Annotated in this window: 15 protein-coding genes; 2 read left to right on the forward strand and 13 right to left on the reverse strand. The window is 61.4% G+C overall.

Going from position 1 to position 17477, the window contains the following annotated elements:
* Nucleotides 1–79 precede the first annotated feature (79 nt).
* Nucleotides 80–349, reverse strand: a complete 270-nt coding sequence (locus tag L21SP4_RS05960; protein WP_052881797.1) for a hypothetical protein — start codon at nucleotides 347–349, stop codon at nucleotides 80–82.
* A 205-nt stretch (nucleotides 350–554) separates the two neighbouring features.
* Between L21SP4_RS05960 and L21SP4_RS12920 the strand changes: the two genes are divergently transcribed.
* Together L21SP4_RS12920 and L21SP4_RS05970 are read left to right on the forward strand one after the other, a co-directional pair.
* Entirely contained in the window at nucleotides 555–860 is a 306-nt protein-coding gene (locus L21SP4_RS12920) for a hypothetical protein (RefSeq protein WP_144413769.1), read from the forward strand.
* Nucleotides 854–1261 (forward strand): type II toxin-antitoxin system VapC family toxin, encoded by a 408-nt coding sequence (locus L21SP4_RS05970; RefSeq protein ID WP_052881799.1) that lies wholly within the window; start codon nucleotides 854–856, stop codon nucleotides 1259–1261. Before L21SP4_RS12920 ends, L21SP4_RS05970 begins: the two co-directional genes overlap by 7 nt.
* A 20-nt stretch (nucleotides 1262–1281) precedes the next feature.
* Here L21SP4_RS05970 and L21SP4_RS05975 read toward each other — a convergent pair whose 3' ends face one another.
* From L21SP4_RS05975 to L21SP4_RS06020, 12 genes are all read right to left on the reverse strand, one after another.
* On the reverse strand, nucleotides 1282–3090 hold the full coding sequence (locus L21SP4_RS05975) for a glycoside hydrolase family 9 protein (RefSeq protein ID WP_160300708.1): 1809 nt from the start codon (nucleotides 3088–3090) through the stop codon (nucleotides 1282–1284).
* Between the two features lie 175 nt (nucleotides 3091–3265).
* Nucleotides 3266–3736 carry a hypothetical protein gene (locus L21SP4_RS05980; protein ID WP_052881801.1) on the reverse strand — a complete coding sequence of 157 codons (471 nt, stop codon included), beginning with the start codon at nucleotides 3734–3736 and terminating at the stop codon, nucleotides 3266–3268.
* Nucleotides 3737–3947: 211 nt separating this feature from the next.
* Nucleotides 3948–5579: a sulfatase gene (locus L21SP4_RS05985; RefSeq protein WP_096335063.1), complete on the reverse strand. Its 1632-nt coding sequence runs from the start codon at nucleotides 5577–5579 to the stop codon at nucleotides 3948–3950.
* 73 nt (nucleotides 5580–5652) lie between these two features.
* Entirely contained in the window at nucleotides 5653–7590 is a 1938-nt protein-coding gene (locus L21SP4_RS05990) for a glycoside hydrolase family 32 protein (RefSeq protein WP_160300710.1), read from the reverse strand.
* A 144-nt stretch (nucleotides 7591–7734) separates the two neighbouring features.
* Nucleotides 7735–9573 carry an alpha/beta hydrolase family protein gene (locus L21SP4_RS05995; RefSeq protein WP_144413771.1) on the reverse strand — a complete coding sequence of 613 codons (1839 nt, stop codon included), beginning with the start codon at nucleotides 9571–9573 and terminating at the stop codon, nucleotides 7735–7737.
* Nucleotides 9574–9812: 239 nt separating this feature from the next.
* Nucleotides 9813–11186 (reverse strand): autotransporter-associated beta strand repeat-containing protein, encoded by a 1374-nt coding sequence (locus L21SP4_RS06000; protein ID WP_052881805.1) that lies wholly within the window; start codon nucleotides 11184–11186, stop codon nucleotides 9813–9815.
* Nucleotides 11187–11323: 137 nt separating this feature from the next.
* Nucleotides 11324–13072 (reverse strand): sulfatase-like hydrolase/transferase, encoded by a 1749-nt coding sequence (locus tag L21SP4_RS06005; protein WP_052881806.1) that lies wholly within the window; start codon nucleotides 13070–13072, stop codon nucleotides 11324–11326.
* Between the two features lie 61 nt (nucleotides 13073–13133).
* A complete protein-coding gene (locus L21SP4_RS06010; RefSeq protein ID WP_052881807.1) occupies nucleotides 13134–14888 on the reverse strand; it encodes a sulfatase-like hydrolase/transferase in 1755 nt (584 codons plus the stop codon).
* A 34-nt stretch (nucleotides 14889–14922) separates the two neighbouring features.
* Entirely contained in the window at nucleotides 14923–15069 is a 147-nt protein-coding gene (locus L21SP4_RS13085) for a hypothetical protein (RefSeq protein ID WP_160300712.1), read from the reverse strand.
* Between the two features lie 36 nt (nucleotides 15070–15105).
* Entirely contained in the window at nucleotides 15106–15246 is a 141-nt protein-coding gene (locus L21SP4_RS13090; protein WP_160300714.1) for a hypothetical protein, read from the reverse strand.
* A complete protein-coding gene (locus tag L21SP4_RS06015) occupies nucleotides 15246–15758 on the reverse strand; it encodes a type II secretion system protein (RefSeq protein ID WP_082116571.1) in 513 nt (170 codons plus the stop codon). The genes L21SP4_RS13090 and L21SP4_RS06015 overlap by 1 nt, the downstream gene beginning before the upstream one ends.
* On the reverse strand, nucleotides 15755–17467 hold the full coding sequence (locus L21SP4_RS06020; protein ID WP_052881809.1) for a glycoside hydrolase family protein: 1713 nt from the start codon (nucleotides 17465–17467) through the stop codon (nucleotides 15755–15757). The genes L21SP4_RS06015 and L21SP4_RS06020 overlap by 4 nt, the downstream gene beginning before the upstream one ends.
* Between the last annotated feature and the right edge of the window lie 10 nt (nucleotides 17468–17477).

Here is a 17477-nt window from a genome sequence, read left to right on the forward strand (position 1 = left end):
TCCTCCATTATCCAACCCCGTCCCGAGGCGCGGGCCAGGCCAGCGGTGGTCCCGATAGCGGAGCCAGTTTTTTCGAGCTTTAAGTCAGCATCAGGTCTCCCGCTTCCTGCGAGTGTTCTGCCACAACTCCGGCGAGTTGTCCATAGCCTGCGGCCGTCGAGAATGGGTCCTTGAACTCGTCGGAGACGGTCGCAGTTCTTTTCCAGCCCGCGCTTTTCCTGATCCGGGCCTTCTTGCGCTCAAAGAGTTCGGCTGCGCCCTCTGTGAGCTCATTTTTCCATCGAGTGATTATCGTCGGATGCACGTTGTTTTCTGCCGCGATCTCCGCCACGGTCTTGATGCCGCGCAACGCCTCTATCGCGATACGCGCTTGAACTGCGCGCTGTGATTTCGTCTCGGCTTCTTCATCGGCTCTCCTTTCGGTCTCCTTTGTACCGGGAGAGCCCGATGCTGTCTATCCGCCCCTCACTGGCTCCGTTTTCCGGGACCACCGCTGGCAACCTTTTACCGAAATAGGTATTGTTATGACCCTATATAAAGACTAACTTGACCTCATGAAGGTTAAAGTCGGCGAACTGAAAGCTCATCTCTCCCGCTACCTCAGAGAACTGGAAGGGCAAGACGAACCGCTCGAAGTCTGCGTTCGAGAGCGGACGGTTGCGTACATGGTCCCTGCGGGCGGGGAAAATGAAGTGAAGGACGAGCGCCGCCGTCTGCACGCCAGACTCAAGCAGGCGGGTCTCATTCTCAGCGAACACCCCTCTGACGGTGACTCCGATTTAAATCCGCCCGTGACCGCGGGAGACGGTCGTGAGGACATCAATACCGTACAAAAGATGCGGGGGGCAAAGTCATGGTGAGCCGCGTCTTTTTTGATACCAGCACGGTGGTCCCGCTATTGATTGCCGAGCCTTACTCAGAAGAAGCACTGTCCGTCTGGAAGAGAACGGAAGAGCGTTTTGCGTGGCGCTGGCTGAAGGTGGAGACCGAAGCCGCCCTCGCGCGACGCCGTGCGCCCATGGAGGCTTGGGAAAACTGGGGCCGCGCAGAGCGTGCATTATTCTGGATTGAACTACCGGACCATCAGCTGGAGGCCCTCTGCGCGTTCAATCGCTCCCTGCGACTCCGCGCGGCCGATGCGGCGCACCTTTTTGTCATGGAGCGGCTGGCCCGTGCAGTCCCGAATGTTAAGCTATTTACTTACGATCAGGAAATGCGCGAGTCCGCCCACGCGTTGAGCCTGTCTCAGATCAACGTCTGAGATCCTTCTTAAGCGCCGCATCATCCCGTTATCCACGGCAGGGCCTTCATCAGGTGGTGGTACGGGACGTCCCAGATCTCGAGCGTGCTCCAGATGAGTGCGAGGCTCTCTTCGAGATACGGGGTATCGTCCGGGCGACCGATGAATCCGACGCAGGTCGCGTCGGGGATCTGCGTCGTCAGGGCTCCGTAGAACACGGGCTGGCGGTATCCGATACCATTGTATAGGGAGCGGTTGACGATGTTGTGCCCCAGCGTCCACTGAATCTGTCGCTCGGCCAGCCTACGCCACTCCGGCCGATCGAGGAGTGCGGCGGCCTTGGCCAGTACCGCGGCGTGAGCGAGTACGACCCCGCTGGTTCCGTGGATCACCCCCTGCCGGCCGAAGACCTGGATGAAGGAGCGAATGCCCCGCCCTCCCCCGGCGTCGCGAAAGGTCTGGTGGCCCGGATGCGGCGGGTCGACGTACACGCCGTACGGGACGAGCGAGAACGGATTGGAGGCTGCATCGGTGACGAGATACCCGTCACAGTAGAAGGCCACCGCCTCCCGCGCCCGCCCGATGAGGTCGTCCAGGCCGGCGGGCGCGAACTCAATCAGCTTCAATAATGCCCAGACCGGCGACTCGGCAAAGGTGATGCTGCGGTAGGCGTCGACGCGGTCCTTTTCGTAAAAGAAGCCGCGTATGGTTTCGTCGCCGGTCTCCTGTCGCGCGATCAGTTCCCCGGCGAGTTCGCGCACGGCATCCATCTCGTTCATCTCCAGCGCGGCCAGAAGCTCCTGCGCCACAAATAGCGTCCGCCCGTCGTGCCCCCGCCCGCGCCCGTACCGCCAGGCGCGTTCGGCGAGCATCCGGCATCGGACCCCGTCGGCGTCGGGCAGGACACGCGAGCACTGACGCTGATGATGCACGAACGCGAACTGGACGGCCGGGTTGTAGAATCGGCGCACGAGCCGCTCGTCCCCCGAGCCGGGACGATTGTCCGTCCACCGGTTGTCACTCTGTGCGGCACTGCATCCGGGATGATTCTCGTACCACCAGGCGTCTTCAAGATTCCCCGAGGATTCCATGATGACCGGAGGGACCTCGCCGCCGGCGACGTCTTCGAAGACCTGACCCTCTTCGGTAATCATCGCGTGAAAAAGGTGGTTGCCCCAGCGGATCTCATCGCACGCGCGATCCCGAAAGGCGTGATGACCGTGCTCCGCGACGGTGACCAGTCCCTCGAGATTACCCTGCGTCAGGGCCAGCCATTTACGGACGTCGCCGGCGTCGTGCCATCCTCCGGCCGCCGGCCACGGCGTGCCGTCCTCGAGTACCCCGTCGTCGAGATGGCAGGCCTCGTGCACCCCGGGCACCTCGCATCCGCAACGCTGCGCATGGAGAAAGTTGAGAAAGCCGAGCTCGAGTCGTTCGTACACCCGGTCCCGGATCATGAACGGCGGCGAGATTTGATATTCCGTTTCGATCGCCCAGGCCCCGGGTTCACAAAACGAAGAAAAATCGCCCTGCCAGACCGTGCCCCATCGCGTCTCCTCACGAACGAGCATCCCTTCGTACACGTAGCGCCCCGGACCCTCACCCCGCTCCGGCTGCACCTCGCCGTTCATCGGGTCGAACGGCCACGGGAAGTGAACGCCGAACGCATCGGGACGCTCCTGCGTGCGCTTCAGTCGCGGAATCGCCCGGCGAAGATAAAAGGGGATTTGCTCGGGAAGATCGTCCTTTGTCGCGCCGACCAGGGTGACCGTTTTCGGCGAATCGGGCCGGTAGCCCAGGTGGCTGACGCTCAACTGAAGGTCACTGGATAACGCGCCTCGAATGTTCATGATCGCTCCGTTTCTTTTTTCTGAATCGGCGGACGTTGGGTTCATGGCTGAAGCATCTTACAAGCTTTGGAGGCGATCTTGAATCACGCGGTATGAAGAAAGACGGCGCGCTCGGAGAGCACGCCCTACCCGGGAACACAGAACGAAATCACACGCGAAGGTAGGGACGGCTGTCTCAGCCGTCCGAAGAGCCGTCCGAAGAGCGGCGCGCTCGGAGAGCACGCCCTGACCGTAAAAAAGGCCTTTCCCATTCCCAGGTCCCGGCGTTCAGGACGTCGAGATGCGTCGACTGAGACGCGTTGGAAATGGTGCCTCCGGCCGAAACGATATCGTCGATCAGAGCACCGGTGAGGGTCACGTTGCTGCTTGCACTGTCGATCAGCGTATACGACCCATTCGTCGTCAGATCGGCCATATCGATCATGACCGTACCGTCCACCACGTTGGAGTCCGTCGCATTACTCTTGGTCGTGTTGATCGTCGTGACGCTGTCTTCCCCGAGCTGAAAGGACACCGTTCCGTAATCATATAATTTGAACAGGGACGCATTGACCGTGGCGTCGGGTTCCAGGATCAGGCTGCCGAACATGTTCTCCGACTCACCGCCGACCGACAGAAAACTGGAGTTCAGATGACGGTTGTCCATCGTCCCTCCGCTTCGAAGCGTAAGATACCCGTCATACCACTGATTCCCCGCATTACTAATGAACGTTCCGGTCGCCTTCAGGGTAGCGTTCGAAAGAATCTCGGCATAGCTCGTGCCGGTTCCCTCGACTTCTCCGGAAAAGATATAGGCGAAGGTAATCGAGGATCATAGCACCGCCGCTGCGGCGTTTCGTCATGCACCATCCGCGGGGCTATGGCGTCGCCAGGCGTGCGTCGAGCGTTGCGCGAAGGCTTTCGAGCGCGGGTCGCTGCTCCGGATCGGATGCGAGATTGGTCCATTCGTTCGGATCGTTCGCGAGATCGTAGAGCTCTTCCCCACCGCCGGCGGCGCGGATGTAGCGATAACGGTCCGTGACCAGCGCGAAGTGCTGATGCTCGATTTCCGCCTTCACGTAAGGATGCTCGCGCTGTTCGGGCGTCGGACGCCCCATCCACGCGACCAGAACCTCGCCCGGCCCGCTCCATTCTTTCGTTTCCGGATCCTCTATCATCGGTCGAAGGCTGACGCCGTCCAGCTCCTGTTCCGGGGCGGGAAGATCACAGCATTCCACAAGGGTGGGATAGAGATCGACGACGGACACGGGGCGATCGCATACCCGGCCGCCCTGTGCGGACCCGGGAACCCGTATGAGCATCGGAACATGGGTCGATTCGTGCCAGAGGGTCATTTTTGCGAGCATGTCCTTTTCACCGAGATGCATGCCGTGGTCACTGACGAAGATCACGATCGTATTGTCCGCATAGGGGCTCGATTCGAGTGCGCTCAGGACGCGTCCGAACTGATCGTCCATAAAGGCCGTACACGCGAGATAGGCGCGGATCCATTCCTTCCACGTATCGATCCCCGCGTCCCGCACGGCCTTGAAATACTTCTGCGGCACCGTGTTTTTCCAGAGCTCCTCGACACAGTCTTCCAGATCGTTCTCCCGGTACGGCGGCAGCTCAATCTCCACCTCGGCGAAAAGGTCGAAGTACTTCTTCGGTGCGATAAGCGGCGTGTGCGGTTTGCAGAAACCCACGGCGAGAAAGAAGGGGCACTCATGCTCTTGCCGGAGCACTTCGATCGCATAGTTCGCGGACTTCTCATCACTCATCAAGTCGCGGTCGTTTTCATCGACATAACGAAACGGTTGGCCCCATTCCATCCACCCCCGGTACCCCGGGGCACCGGTCTTCGGATCGGGCGGGATATCCGGCACCTCGGAGAGCGGCCCGAAATAGCTTCCGATCCGCGCGAGTTCCCGCGGCATCCGATCGGTCGTCGGCGCACCACGGAGCGATCCGTTGGGCAACGTCCGCCCGTCGCTGGGCCCCGGTCCCTGGGTGACGGGAGAAAAGGCCCAGTGCCGTGTTCCGTCAGCGTTGTCGAACATCCACGCGCCGAGGTGATACTCATGCGAAATCTTGCCGGTCCCGAATACCGTGTAGCCGTGTTGCGCGAACAGTTGCGGCAAGGTGGTGCAATCTTTCAGCACGGGACGCTCAAAGGTATGTTTCGGGTTCTGCGGGTCGCCGCCGCCGCGGGCATTCTGGGCCCATCCGTAATAGCCGGTCGTGTGAGGATAGAGCCCGCTGAGCAGACTCGCGCGTGAGGGGCCGCACAAGGCCACGGCGACATGCGCGTCGGCGAACTTCACGGCGGAACGGGCAAAGCGGTCCAGATTCGGTGTGCGGGCCTGCGGATGACCGCCGAATCCCTCCACACTGTCGTTAAGATCATCAGCGATGACGAACAGCACATTGGGTCGTGTCGCGGCCCTGGAATGGATCGCGAAGGCCAGCAGCAACACAGCAATTCCGGTTGTTTTGAGTCGATGAATCATGGGTGGCTCCCTCCTGTGTACCACGTCCTGCCTTCTATCGATCCGCGAGATTCCGCGTGTTCCGCCGTGGTCCTCACAACTCGAGATCCCAGTAATCCAGCCGGTCCACCTCGACCTCGCCGCCTTCCGCAAACACCGCGACTCCGGTGCAGTCGATCGGGATATCCTCCACCCATCGATTGATCGTCTTCTGGTCATCGATAAAGATCTCGGCCAATCCGCGATCGATGATGACCCGGAAAGTGACCTTATGAGGATCCTGCTTGTTTTCGGGTCGAATCGCGAGCCTCGCCATCCACGGCGCGTCATACGTCACGACTTCACCGTCCTTGATGACGGAACACCACGCCTCGTTTCGGGTTACGTCCCATCCCACCTGAAAGAACCGCGACCCGTCATCGGAGCGGCGAAGCTGAAGACCACAGCGCGCGGCGGTCGTCGCGACGAGATCCGCGACGATCTCGTATTCGCCGCCGGCCTCGAACAGGGCTTCGACACCGCTCACGGTCCCGGTGCATTCACGATGACCGGTCCGCAGGGCGTGATTCTCCTCCGCCGGACGCTGATGGAGCACGTCGCCTTCCAGCCACCACTCGCGGACGAGCGTGTAACACTCCGTCCATTTCTTTGTCGCCAGATCGCCGCCCTCCTTGATCCGGCTGATCGCCAGACGCCGCCCGTCGGGCGCGGTCATCGAACGGTAGGCGTAAAAGAGGCCGGTATTCGCCGTCCCCTGTTTCGCCGGAGTATAGGTTGCGGAATCGAAATTCAAGTCGCCGACAAAATACTTCATCCCGCCTGGCGAGTAGAACCAGCGGCCCTCCTGTTCGAACAGATCGCTGACCTCGCAGAACCCTGTCCGGTCTTCCCGAAAGACAAGGCCCCGATAGGTCCACTCGTAGAGATCCCCGGATTCAAAGAGCATCAGGACCGGGGCCATCTGTTCATGGTCCCAGTCCTCGAGGTTCGTGACCGTATCGCGGTATTCCTCGCGCAGGATCCCGCCGGTCAACGTGATGAAGTACCGGTCCTCGACGCGAAATGCGAAGGGGTCGCGCACCTGTTGTACGGGATCCGGAATATCGCGTTCGTTCACGATCATATTCGGAGCGACCTTCCTGAAGCGGACGAAGTCGTCGTCGATACTGACCCCATGTCCCTGGTACGGATTGCAGGCGGTCGGACGGGCGGGTCCGACGCTGGTGTAATAAAGGTGACAGCGCCCGTCCGGCCCGAGGATCGCCGAGCCGGACCAGACGGCGGTCTCGCCGTGCGCGAAACTGGGCACGCACGCCGGCGGCAGTTCCTCCCAGTGGATCAGATCGGTCGACCGCTTATGGCCCATCACCGGGGTCGACCCGTTGGGTCGGGCGAGATAGAAGAAATGATAGACGCCGTCCTTGAACACGAGGCCGTTCGCGTCCCAGCTCTTGCCTGAGGGGATGGCCGTATGGATGACCGGCCGGAACGGATCGCTGTTCGCGACGGCTTCATCCGCCTTCATCAACGCCGTCATCTTCGCGACGTACCAATCGAGATTCTCCGGTCCCCGGCTTCGGTTCGACGGTTCGACCCGTTCGAGTGTGAACTCATCCAGCGAGGCAAGATCGCGCACCTGAAGCCGCGCGCGAAGTCCGATCAGTTCACTCACCTCAAAGGCGAACCATCCGTCGTTAAGCCACCCCTCCGCCTGACGACTCACATCGGGAATCGTGCGCGATTCGCGGACACGCCCCTCGTCGTCCATGGTGACCAGACTCAGCGTTCCTCGAAAGGTGTCCTCGCAGAACTTCAGATTGAGCCATGGTTTTTCGAGTATGAACTCATCGGAGAATACCGCGCCGTCGACCTCGATCGTCTCGGCGTAAAGGTGATGATGATGGTCGCCGCGGTATACCTCGACCGCACCCTCTCCGCCGAATCGGTGCCCCTCCGCCGTCCAGCCGGGCGGAACGGCGTCCGCGCTCAGAGCAAACAGAGAGAAGATCCCGCCGGCAACACTCAATATCAATCTTGGAATCAAGGTTTCACCCCCCTGCCTTTAATTTCACCCTGTGTTCCCGGGATGGGCGCGATTTCCGAGCGCGCCGCTTTTCGGTCGGTTCTGCTGGACAGCAGAATCCCTGCCTTAACATTCCAACGCCCATCTTCCGGTCTATTCATCCATCCAGCCGATCGGTCCTACGGTCAGTCCGCCTTCGGGCAGCGATTCGGTATCGAGTACGAGCCCGTTGATCGACCCGGGATGGGGTTCGCTCGTGCCGCCGCCGTACGGCTCGAATTGATCCCAGGTGAGATCGATGACATCCGACTCCTTCGGAACCTCGACCTCGGCGGCGTAAAGCTGTTGGTCGAGACTCATATAATCGCGGGCGAGGACGACGCGGGTCGCATAGGATTCCCCGTTGCCCGAGAGTTCGATCCGGATGCCGCGATGGGGCGTACGCGCCTTTTCCGGAACGATGAAGCTGTTCGTGAGCAGGACGGCGCGTCGTCCCGCCTTGAGCGGAACAAAGCGCACCCGGCCCTCTCCCGCCGATTGAATCGTCGATTTATCGAAGGAGAGATCCGAGCGCCAGGCCGCGGGGCCCATGGCCATGTCCCATAACGCGCCGCGTTCCCATGTCATGGCCTCTTCGAGGGCTGACCCCGGTTTACGTACGAGGTCGGAAGAGACGATGCGGCCGTCGATATCGATCGCGGTGAAATAGATGTGGCCTTCGAAACGCTCATGTCCCTCGGGAAGAGGTGCGGACCAGACCCCGCCCTTCTCCTCCGCCTCGATCCACCGCCAATAGCGGGCGGGCGAAACGGGATCGCCGACACTCCAGGCGAGATGGACCGATTTCAGGGGGCGTTCGGCCTGAATGGGGACGCGCACGTCCCGACCATCCCGTGCCCAGGAGATGGTTCCATACGAGGGGAACGGTGTCCCGCCGAAATAGACCGCCTGGTGCCAGAGTCCGCTCGGATCCGGAAAGTCGGGACCGCCGTTGCCGTGATCGCTGTTCGGGATCAGGGCCCACTGACCCTTATGCGGAAAACGGTCGCGGTGATTCGCGGCACCGTCGAGCCAGAAGAAGCGGTCGTTCGCGGCCAGTTTCATGAATACGGGAACATCATGGCGCGGCGCGTAAACGATCGGATCGGCGTGTTCCTGCCAGATCGAAACCTGTTCTTCCGGCGGCCAGTCAAGCGCCTGACAACTGCGACCGCGCATTCCTTTCGTGCCCGCCGCGCTGACGTGGGTCAGGACCGACGTGATACGCTCATCCACGCCGGCGAGAAAAAACGAGACCCACCCGCCGTACGAGATGCCCACCGCGCCGAAGTGTTCCCCGTCCGACCACGGCTGGGCTTCCGTCCAGTCGAGGACGCGCCGGGTTGCCTGTACGTTGTGGTACATCGGGAAGTTGAGCGGATTTGGATCCAGATCGTGACGCCGCTCGCGCGTCTCTTCGGTCTGGGTCACCCACTGCGTGACCGGGGCGTCGACGGGCCGGAACTGGCCATTGTAGTCAACCGCCACGGCGGCGAATCCGGGATTCATACGCGCGATCCCGAGGGCCAGGGCCCCACTCGCATGCCCTCCCCCGCCGTGAAAGACGAACAGCACGGGGAAGGGTCCCTCCCCATTCTGCGGCACCGCACTCGCACAGAAAATACGATTGGGGCCGTTTTCATTGCCGCCGCCGGTGACATAAAAATCGGTGATCTCGAGATCATAGGACAATGCGGTGGCGGAGGCCGTGTCTTCCTCATTCGCCTCACTCGCGGCGACCCAACTATCGCCGACGTGAACCCAGTCGTTGCCTCCCGCGAACTGAAGCGGTGCGATGCGGGTGGAGAGGATTTCGATCTCGTGCGGCCAGGCGCGCCACGATTCGAGATCCCATGTGGTCACATCCACCGGCGGCGGAAGGGCCGCAGCCCAGGCGGTTCCCGCGATCAGCACCCCCAGTGAAAAGCACGCGCCCACACGAATCGACCTCATTCCGCCTCCCTTGTGATCTGTAGTGTTCGGCCCGGATAGAAACTTAGCGATAGAATAACAGGGGGATCGTTAGTTGGCCACCATCTCTTTATGGGTGCGCGCTGTCATTGCCCTGTTTCGAGCGCGCGGAAGACCACGGGCAAAGGCAGAGGGATACCCGCTCGCGCTCTTCGGAAACCGAAAAAAAAAGGCCTTCCCCGTCTCCGGGAAAGGCCTTTCTACGACTCATACGGTCATGATTAGCGCATAATACGCCTACGCAGCACGAACAGCGCGCCGAAGGCCATGCTGATCAGACCGAGCGTGGCCGGTTCGGGAATCACCGTCAGCATGCCGTCCGATTCATCGAACTCGTAGGTCACGCCGTTCGAAGCGTTCGTCCAGAGACCGCTGCCCGCGTCCGTAAACGAAGCGACCGAGAACGTATTGCTGATCTGAACCTGCTGGAAGCTATCGTAGTCAAAAAGCTCCCATTCGTCGCCGACCGTTGTTCCGGCACCCGTGAGATCGATCACGAACTCACCGGCCAGCACGAGCGCGGCGTCCGCGTCCGCGCTGTCGTAGATCGTGTTGTTCACGCCGTCGCCTTCGACGAGGAAAGACAGCGTCCCGGTTTCATCGAGTTTGAGCGTACCTTCATCGACGACCGTATCGCCGGTGTAGGTGTTCGTACCCTGCAGAATCATGATGCCGGTCCCGAGCTTCTGCCAGTCGCCGTTCGCGCCGGACTGATCGACGAACCGCGCGGTCGAGGCCTGTCTCATCGTCAGACCCAGCGTATCGATGACCCGTGATCCGGCCCCGTCGCCCAGCGAGATGTCCAGCGTCGACCCCCCCTGCGTACTTTCGATGACCGACTCCGCTGCGTTATCGACTTCGATTTCACCGCTGTTAAAGTTGAAGATCGCCGTACCATCCGTAAACTCGTCATTGCCGTCACGAATGATGCCGAGACGCGCAATCAGCTTTCCCCCGTCCAGATTAAATTCAGTCGTACTGGCTTGGATATCGTTATCGCGCGGTGCAAGGTGCAACCTCTGCCCGGTACGCAGCGAGCTGCCGGTCTCAAGGGTCATTACACCGCCATAGGGCTGATTGTTCTGGCCGATGAATGTATTCAGGCTGTCAATATCCTGACCGTTGACAAGCGTCCAGTACGCCGTATCGCCCCAGTTCGCCGCTCCACGAAGACCGACATAAAACAACTCCGAGGCATCTGCGGTAAAGACACTGTCTGCGTTCGCCTCGATGTTCTGCTCAATCTGCAGCGAACCGGCCTGTCCGTTTCCGTCGAGTACCCCGGTCGCGATCGTCAGACTGCCGCCCGTACGGATTTCCAGTCGGGTATTACCATTGTTGTTGTCCATCGTGAACGAATTGACCGTGCGCGCGTCATCAAGTCCCAGGTTTTTAGCCCCGCTCGTCGATATAATCTGCATCACCACGTCGTCATCCGCGTCCGGAAGGCCGCCCGCCGCGTCGCCGCCCGTCCAATAATTCTGATTCGTCCAGTTCCCTACGTCGTTGTTCGTGTACGTCGCCGTCGCCGCCGAAACCGCGCCCGCCATCGCACCTGTAAGCACGAGAATGACAAACAATTTCACTGTCTTCATGCGATTTCTCCTCCTGTTAGTTTCTCTTCCCCTGCATCCCCGTGGGTTGGGTCACACTTTCGCAACTCCCCACCTTCCTCGAACAGAGCGAAATTTATCGCAACGCTTCCTGAAGTTCAACTAAAATTAGTCGGTTTTTAATCGAGCGGATAGAACCTGATTTTCTCCAGCATCGGCGGTTCGCCGGTCTCTGCTCTATCTTCGGTCGAGACCGATACGTCAAGATCGCCCGCCACCAATTGAGTCGGGCCGAAGACCAGGGCGTCGTCGTCCCGCTTGCGCAGCGGGATCTCTTCGCCGGCGATCTCCAGTTGCCATCCGCGCCCGTGTGCGATGTGCTCGCCCAGGACCCGTATGTCGTAGCGCCCGGCGTGGTCGACGATCACATTGTAGGTCGCTTGGTCGCCGGGTGCGTCGAATCCCCTGACGCCAAAGAATCCCACCCCGCGCAGCCCGCCCTCGATCCGCTGCGCCATAGCGCCCCACACGGTGTTGTAGCCTGACTGCGGCCGACCAATCTTGACGATCGGCATACGAAAGGCGCGGCCGGTGTCGATGATCTCCCCGTAGGTGCGTTCCAGCTCCGCGTCATACCGCGCGGCGATCTCCGGAAAACGCCCGCTCACGTCGGTCGTCTCGCCGGGGTCGACATCGATATCATAGAGGGCCGTCTCTCCGCCGGCGAAGTTGTGATATTTGAAGCGCGGGCCGCGCAGGGTGACATGCTGTTCAGCCATCGTGATTTGTCCGGGATCGTTGACGATCCCCTTGCGTCCGCCCGCGGAACCTTCGCCCGAAATCGCGATACGGAACACGGAACGCTCGATCTCTTCGGCCTCCGGGTTCTCGATGGCATCCCGGACGCTGATTCCGTCGAAGGACCGATGCTCCGGATACTCGGCTTCATCGATCCCCGTCATGTCGAGCAGTGTGGGGAGGATATCCTCCACGGTGACGAACTGCGGGCGTTCGCCGGGCGGCACGTGACCCGGCCAGCGGACCATCAACGGCACGCGAATGCCGTTGTCCCACGCCGTAGCCTTGCTGCCGCGCAGGCCCAGCGGATTGCGGTTCGCGATATCTTCGTCCGTCATGTTCTTATAGGACGGACCGTTGTCGCTCATGAAGAGAACGATCGTATCGTCGGCATGGCCCAGCTCCTCGAGCCCGCGCAGCAGCCGCCCGATGGCGTCGTCGAGCTGCGTGACGCATCCGTACACGGCCGCGAGGCGCTCGGAACACCCCGCGTCGCGGTACGGCTGCGCGAACTCCTCCGCAGGCTCCCACGGCAGGTGCGGCAGGATAAACGCCGTGGTGCACCACCACGGACCGTCGCCCTTGCGGCGGATGTAATCGAGCGAGGTGTCGACATCCACATCACAGGTCCACCCGACTCGCGGGACCATGCCGGTGTGGGTGATGCTGGTCGCGTCCTTGTGCACGTATCCGGTGACGTGCGAGGCCTCGTCGCAGCCGCGCTCCCAGGCCTCCATTTCGAGAAGATAAATCCCGTCGCGTTTCCCGAAGTAGCCCGTGCCGTATCCCGCCGCTTTGAAAAACTCGGGCATCAGGGTCTCATCGCGCATCAGGTTATTTCGAGGCCCGACGCCCCAGACGCCGGCTTTCATATGATTGCGGCCCGTCATCAGTGACGCACGCGTCGGCGAACAGGCCGGGGCGACGATGAAGTTCGTGAATAGGGCCGACTGTTCCGCGAGCCGGTCCAGGTTCGGCGTCCTGACCGTGTCATTGCCCATGAACCCGAAGTCGCCGATCCCCTGGTCGTCGCTGATAATCAGCAGCACATTCGGGTGTTCCCGTTCTGCCGCGCGACCGAAAACCGAGGCGGTGAAGAGCAGGAGCGAGAGAAGACAGGATTTTTTCATGGCGGTTCCTTTTTGTATCGTGGCCGTTTTTTGCGGTCGGCCCGAAGGGGGGCGATTTTTCTTACCGTGGCGGGGCGAGGTAGATCTTCTGCACCAGGGGCGGATCGCGCTGTTCGCCGCTTCCTTCTACCGTCAGAGTCATCGTCTGCCGGCCTTCGCCCAAAGTGAACGGGGGAAAGGTCACTTTCTGCGGAGTCGTCGTCTCCGGCCGCACCTCCGTGTCGCCGAATCGAAGCATCCATCCCCCGCCATGGTCGAGTTGCTTTCCGTCCATCGTGGCGGTGTACTCGCCGCCGCGCACCACCTCAATCGCGTACTCCGCGCGATCTCCGGGCTGGGCGAAGCCCTTGAGGTAGTGAAAGCCGACGCCTTTCAGGTCTCCGTAGATCTTCTGCGCCATCACCGAGTTAAGCTTATTGTACCCCGGCCGGTAGCGGCCCACCTTCAGCCACGGCATCCGGTAGGCGCGGCCGGTATCGAGGATCGCTTCGTACTTGTCCTCGAGTTCCGCGGCGTACCGCGCCGCGATTTCCGGGAATTCGTCACTCACGTCGACCGTCTCGCCGGGGTCGGCATCGAGGTCAAAAAGTTCCGAAGACCCGTCCGCGTAGTTGTGATATTTGAAACGCGGGCCGCGCAGCGTCACGTGCTGTTCACGCATCGAAACTTCGTCGGGATGGTTGACCACCGCCCGGGCGCCGCCGGCGGCGCCTTCGCCCGAGATGGCCACGCGAAACACGGTCCGCTCGATCTCCGCCGAATCGGGATCCTGCAGGGCGGAGCGCAGACTGACGCCATCCCACGGGTGATGTTCCGGGAACTTCGCCGGATCCAGCCCCGTCAGGTCCGCCAGCGTCGGCAGGATATCCTCGACCGAGGCAAACTGGGGCCGCGGGCCGGGCTCGATCGTTCCGGGCCAGCGGACCAGCAGCGGCACACGGATCCCGTTGTCCCACGCCGTGGCCTTGGTTCCGCGAAGTTCGAGTGAATTGCGGCTCTCGATCTCCTCTTCCGTCATGTCCTTGTAGGAGGGCCCGTTATCACTCAGAAAAACGATGATCGTATCCTCGATGTGTCCCATTTTCTCCAGCTCGCGCAGCAGGTGACCGGTCGCGTCGTCCATCTGCGTAATGCTCCCGTAGACGGCGGCGAGACGCTCGGAGCAACCCTGTTTGCGGTAGTATTCGGCATAGGTCTCCGGCGGTTCCCACGGCAGATGCGGGATGATGTAAGCCACCGTGCACCACCACGGCTGATCGCCCTGGCGGCGAATGTAATCCAGGGCGAAATCGACATTGATATCACACGTCCAGCCCTCGCGTTCGATCACGCCCTCCGGCGTGATCATACGAGGGTCGAGATGATCGTAGCCCCAGGGATACTCCGCCTCGTCGCAGCCGCGATCCCAGGGCTTCAGCTCGAGCAGTCCCACGCCGTCGCCCTTTCCGAAATAGCCGGTGCCGTAGCCGTTGGATTTAAAATACTGCGGCATGAGGATCTCGTCGCGCATGAGATTATTGCGCGGCCCGACGCCCCAGACGCCGGCCTTCATATGATTGCGGCCGGTCATCAGCGAGCTGCGCGTCGGCGAACAGGCCGGGGCGACGACGAAATTGGTGAAGTGCGCGGACTGTTCCGCGAGCCGGTCGAGATTCGGCGTCTTCACCGTGTCGTTGCCCATGAACCCGAAATCGCCAATCCCCTGATCGTCGGTAACGATCAACAGGACATTCGGACGGTCTTTCGCCGCGCGGGCCGTCTGAAGGACTCCGCACAGGACAAGCAACAGAAGAGATTTCAGCACTGTTTTCGCCATTACAACATTCTCCCTGTTTGTTCGATGTGCCGATTCATCGCAACCCCGGCGCCCAGTCACTGTTCGGATCACCGATAAAAAGCTGTCGCCGGCCCTCCAGCGACTGGATGCGCGGATCGGTATAGTGAAGCGCCTCCACAGGTCCGTCGAAAAAGAGCGCGTTCGCATGGCAGTCCGTCATGTTTCGCATCGATCCTTCGGGGCGGGGGTGACGAAATCATAAAAAGCCGTACCCGTCGTAGTCGTCCATGTTCGGCATCGGCCCTCCGCGAATAAAATTATACCAGACCGGCGCCAGCCGGAAGTCCCCGAGGTAGTCGCCCGCTGCGCTCCGCAAACTGTTTCCCGAATCCGCCATCACCACGGTTTCTCCGGGCCGGGGAATGGCAAGCAGGCGTTTTCTCTGCACATGGTACGATCCGTCGGACAGTTGCCGTACTGCACCAGGCCGTAATTCATACCGTAATCGGGATTGACCCAGTGCCAGTGGGAAAGGCCCTTGCCGTGATCCCGCCCGTCCCGCGCGGTCAGAGGACAGTAGAAGTATTTGCTTCGCCCATAGCGTGTGTCGACGTAGCCCGCCTCCCAGAAAGCTTCAAACCAGGTGGGCATATCGGGATCGTTCTGTTTCCAGGCGGGCATATACCCGTCATGATCGGTGACATACATTAGAAACATTTCGCCCAGGTGACTCAGGTGCGAGGTACACTGGGTCGCCAGCGCGCGATTGTGGGCCTTGCCGATCATCGGCACGAGGATCGTCATCAGGATGCCGATCACCGCGATCACGACCAGCAGTTCGATCAGGGTGAACGCTTTCAGGGTTCTCTTTTCCCCGAACGACTCCGACTGCACACATCCTTCCATCATCGCTCCATCCAGATCACCCGCACCTCTGGCGGGGCAAGGTTCAATGCAAGAGTATACCCCTCGAGGGTACGCCGGATCGACCCCGCCTCCCCCTCCAGCGGCTGGAGGGTCAGCGAATCGATCCACTGCTGATGATACGTCTCCAGCTTATCGCCGACGAGTCCCTCCGCCGGACGACCCTTCCCCATCTCGCGCACCCCGCCCAGCCGGTCGGGGCGTTCGACGAAGCGGTCCACCAGCAGCCCGGCGGCGGCGAGATCGTCGCGAATGCGATCGTGCACGGCCGTCTCGCGGTCCAGTACGACCGTGGATCGCCTCATCCCGCGCAGGTCGGCGACTTCGGCGGGGACCTGAAACACGACCTCCTCCATCTCATCGACATCGGTCTTCCGGTTGTACGCGGCAAACACGAACAACGCCCAGTCGTCCCCCACACTCAAAAAGCCCAGGTGATCAGTCCGGTGCATCGAAGAGAACAGCGGCTCGAGCAGATAGGACTCGCCGCCGACCCCGCGTTCGAGGACGGAGAGCAGCCAGGCGTGGCCTGTGAACAGGTGCTTCATCCGGGCGCGCCGGTCCCGAAAGCGATCGGCCATCTCCCAGTGAAAGAGGCGGTCGATGCCCGCCTCGCGCAGGCGAAGCGTCATCTGGGCGGTGAGCGCCGCCCCGAGGGCACCGTACTCTTCGCTGACAAACGCCCCGCGCCGTTCTTCACCGAAGGGCGCCACATCAAATTCGTGAATCTCGCGCGAGAATTCGAGCGAAGGGAATCTCCGCTCGAATTCCTCCCAGATCTGATAACACCCCCGGGCGCTGGCATGCACGTCCGTATCCGGCGAGTAGTAGCGCGAAAAGGCCACCCAGTCGAACGGCGTCCCGCGCGCACCGTTGAAGGTGTTCGGCTCCGTCCGGCAATGTTCGGCGAGGGCGAGGGCATTCACGTTCTGCTTCGGGAAATGACGCAGATTGGCGCCGGAGATATTGTACGGCCCGAAATCCGCGCCGGGGAGGACGGTCTTCACCGCGACCGCCGCGGCGTCGTAGTGCCGCACAAATTCTTCATGCGTCCCGCCGAAGCGCTCGAGCCCGTTGTTCTCAGTCCCGACGCGGAATCGGAGCTGATTGGCCTTTTCAGCACCGAGGATGCGTTCCAGTTCCCGGCAGAATACGACGATGAAGTCGTGCCATTCCTTCGGATCCCGAGGGGGCTCGTACTGACCCAGCCCCACCGCATTCGGATCTTCGGGAAAACACCACGGCACGTTATCGAGCACGATTGTGAAGCTCGAGTAGCCGCAGTCGAGATACGGGCGCAGACGCGGCTCGAGCAGCTCCATGCGGTAGCGGATATCCCCCCGCTCGTCGCGCCGGGCCAGATCGCGTGCACGAACGGCGGGATCGCCCTCGCCCTCTTCGCTGCCGTCGTTGAAGCCGCCCAGAATGCGCACCATGCTCAGGTGATCCGCGAAGGGCACTTCGCGCGGATAGGGTTTTTTCGCATACGGGAAATCGCTCTTCAGGACGTAATCGGGAATCTCGATCAGGGCCTGCCCCACCTCATGGAACGGGCCGAGCGCCGGGCTGTAGCGCCAGAAGGCGTCCAGCTCGCCGAGCGGCTTGCAGAGCGGGGCGGCGGACGAGGCCGTCGCGAAAGCCCCCATCATCAGCAGCGCCGCCGTACGCCGGACGCCTACCGTATTCCGATTCATCCGCAACATC

It is taken from the genome of Kiritimatiella glycovorans, assembly GCF_001017655.1.
GTDB classification, from domain to species: domain Bacteria; phylum Verrucomicrobiota; class Kiritimatiellia; order Kiritimatiellales; family Kiritimatiellaceae; genus Kiritimatiella; species Kiritimatiella glycovorans.

What these genes read in the sequence shown, in the direction of transcription:
- L21SP4_RS12920 (WP_144413769.1), top strand. Translation starts at nt 555, where the DNA reads ATGAAGGTTAAAGTCGGCGAACTGAAAGCTCATCTCTCCCGCTACCTC.
- L21SP4_RS05970 (WP_052881799.1), top strand. Translation starts at nt 854, where the DNA reads ATGGTGAGCCGCGTCTTTTTTGATACCAGCACGGTGGTCCCGCTATTG.
- L21SP4_RS05975 (WP_160300708.1), bottom strand. Translation starts at nt 3,090, where the DNA reads ATGAACATTCGAGGCGCGTTATCCAGTGACCTTCAGTTGAGCGTCAGC.
- L21SP4_RS05980 (WP_052881801.1), bottom strand. Translation starts at nt 3,736, where the DNA reads ATGGACAACCGTCATCTGAACTCCAGTTTTCTGTCGGTCGGCGGTGAG.
- L21SP4_RS05985 (WP_096335063.1), bottom strand. Translation starts at nt 5,579, where the DNA reads ATGATTCATCGACTCAAAACAACCGGAATTGCTGTGTTGCTGCTGGCC.
- L21SP4_RS05995 (WP_144413771.1), bottom strand. Translation starts at nt 9,573, where the DNA reads ATGAGGTCGATTCGTGTGGGCGCGTGCTTTTCACTGGGGGTGCTGATC.
- L21SP4_RS06000 (WP_052881805.1), bottom strand. Translation starts at nt 11,186, where the DNA reads ATGAAGACAGTGAAATTGTTTGTCATTCTCGTGCTTACAGGTGCGATG.
- L21SP4_RS06005 (WP_052881806.1), bottom strand. Translation starts at nt 13,072, where the DNA reads ATGAAAAAATCCTGTCTTCTCTCGCTCCTGCTCTTCACCGCCTCGGTT.
- L21SP4_RS06010 (WP_052881807.1), bottom strand. Translation starts at nt 14,888, where the DNA reads ATGGCGAAAACAGTGCTGAAATCTCTTCTGTTGCTTGTCCTGTGCGGA.
- L21SP4_RS13085 (WP_160300712.1), bottom strand. Translation starts at nt 15,069, where the DNA reads ATGACGGACTGCCATGCGAACGCGCTCTTTTTCGACGGACCTGTGGAG.
- L21SP4_RS13090 (WP_160300714.1), bottom strand. Translation starts at nt 15,246, where the DNA reads ATGGCGGATTCGGGAAACAGTTTGCGGAGCGCAGCGGGCGACTACCTC.
- L21SP4_RS06015 (WP_082116571.1), bottom strand. Translation starts at nt 15,758, where the DNA reads ATGATGGAAGGATGTGTGCAGTCGGAGTCGTTCGGGGAAAAGAGAACC.
- L21SP4_RS06020 (WP_052881809.1), bottom strand. Translation starts at nt 17,467, where the DNA reads ATGAATCGGAATACGGTAGGCGTCCGGCGTACGGCGGCGCTGCTGATG.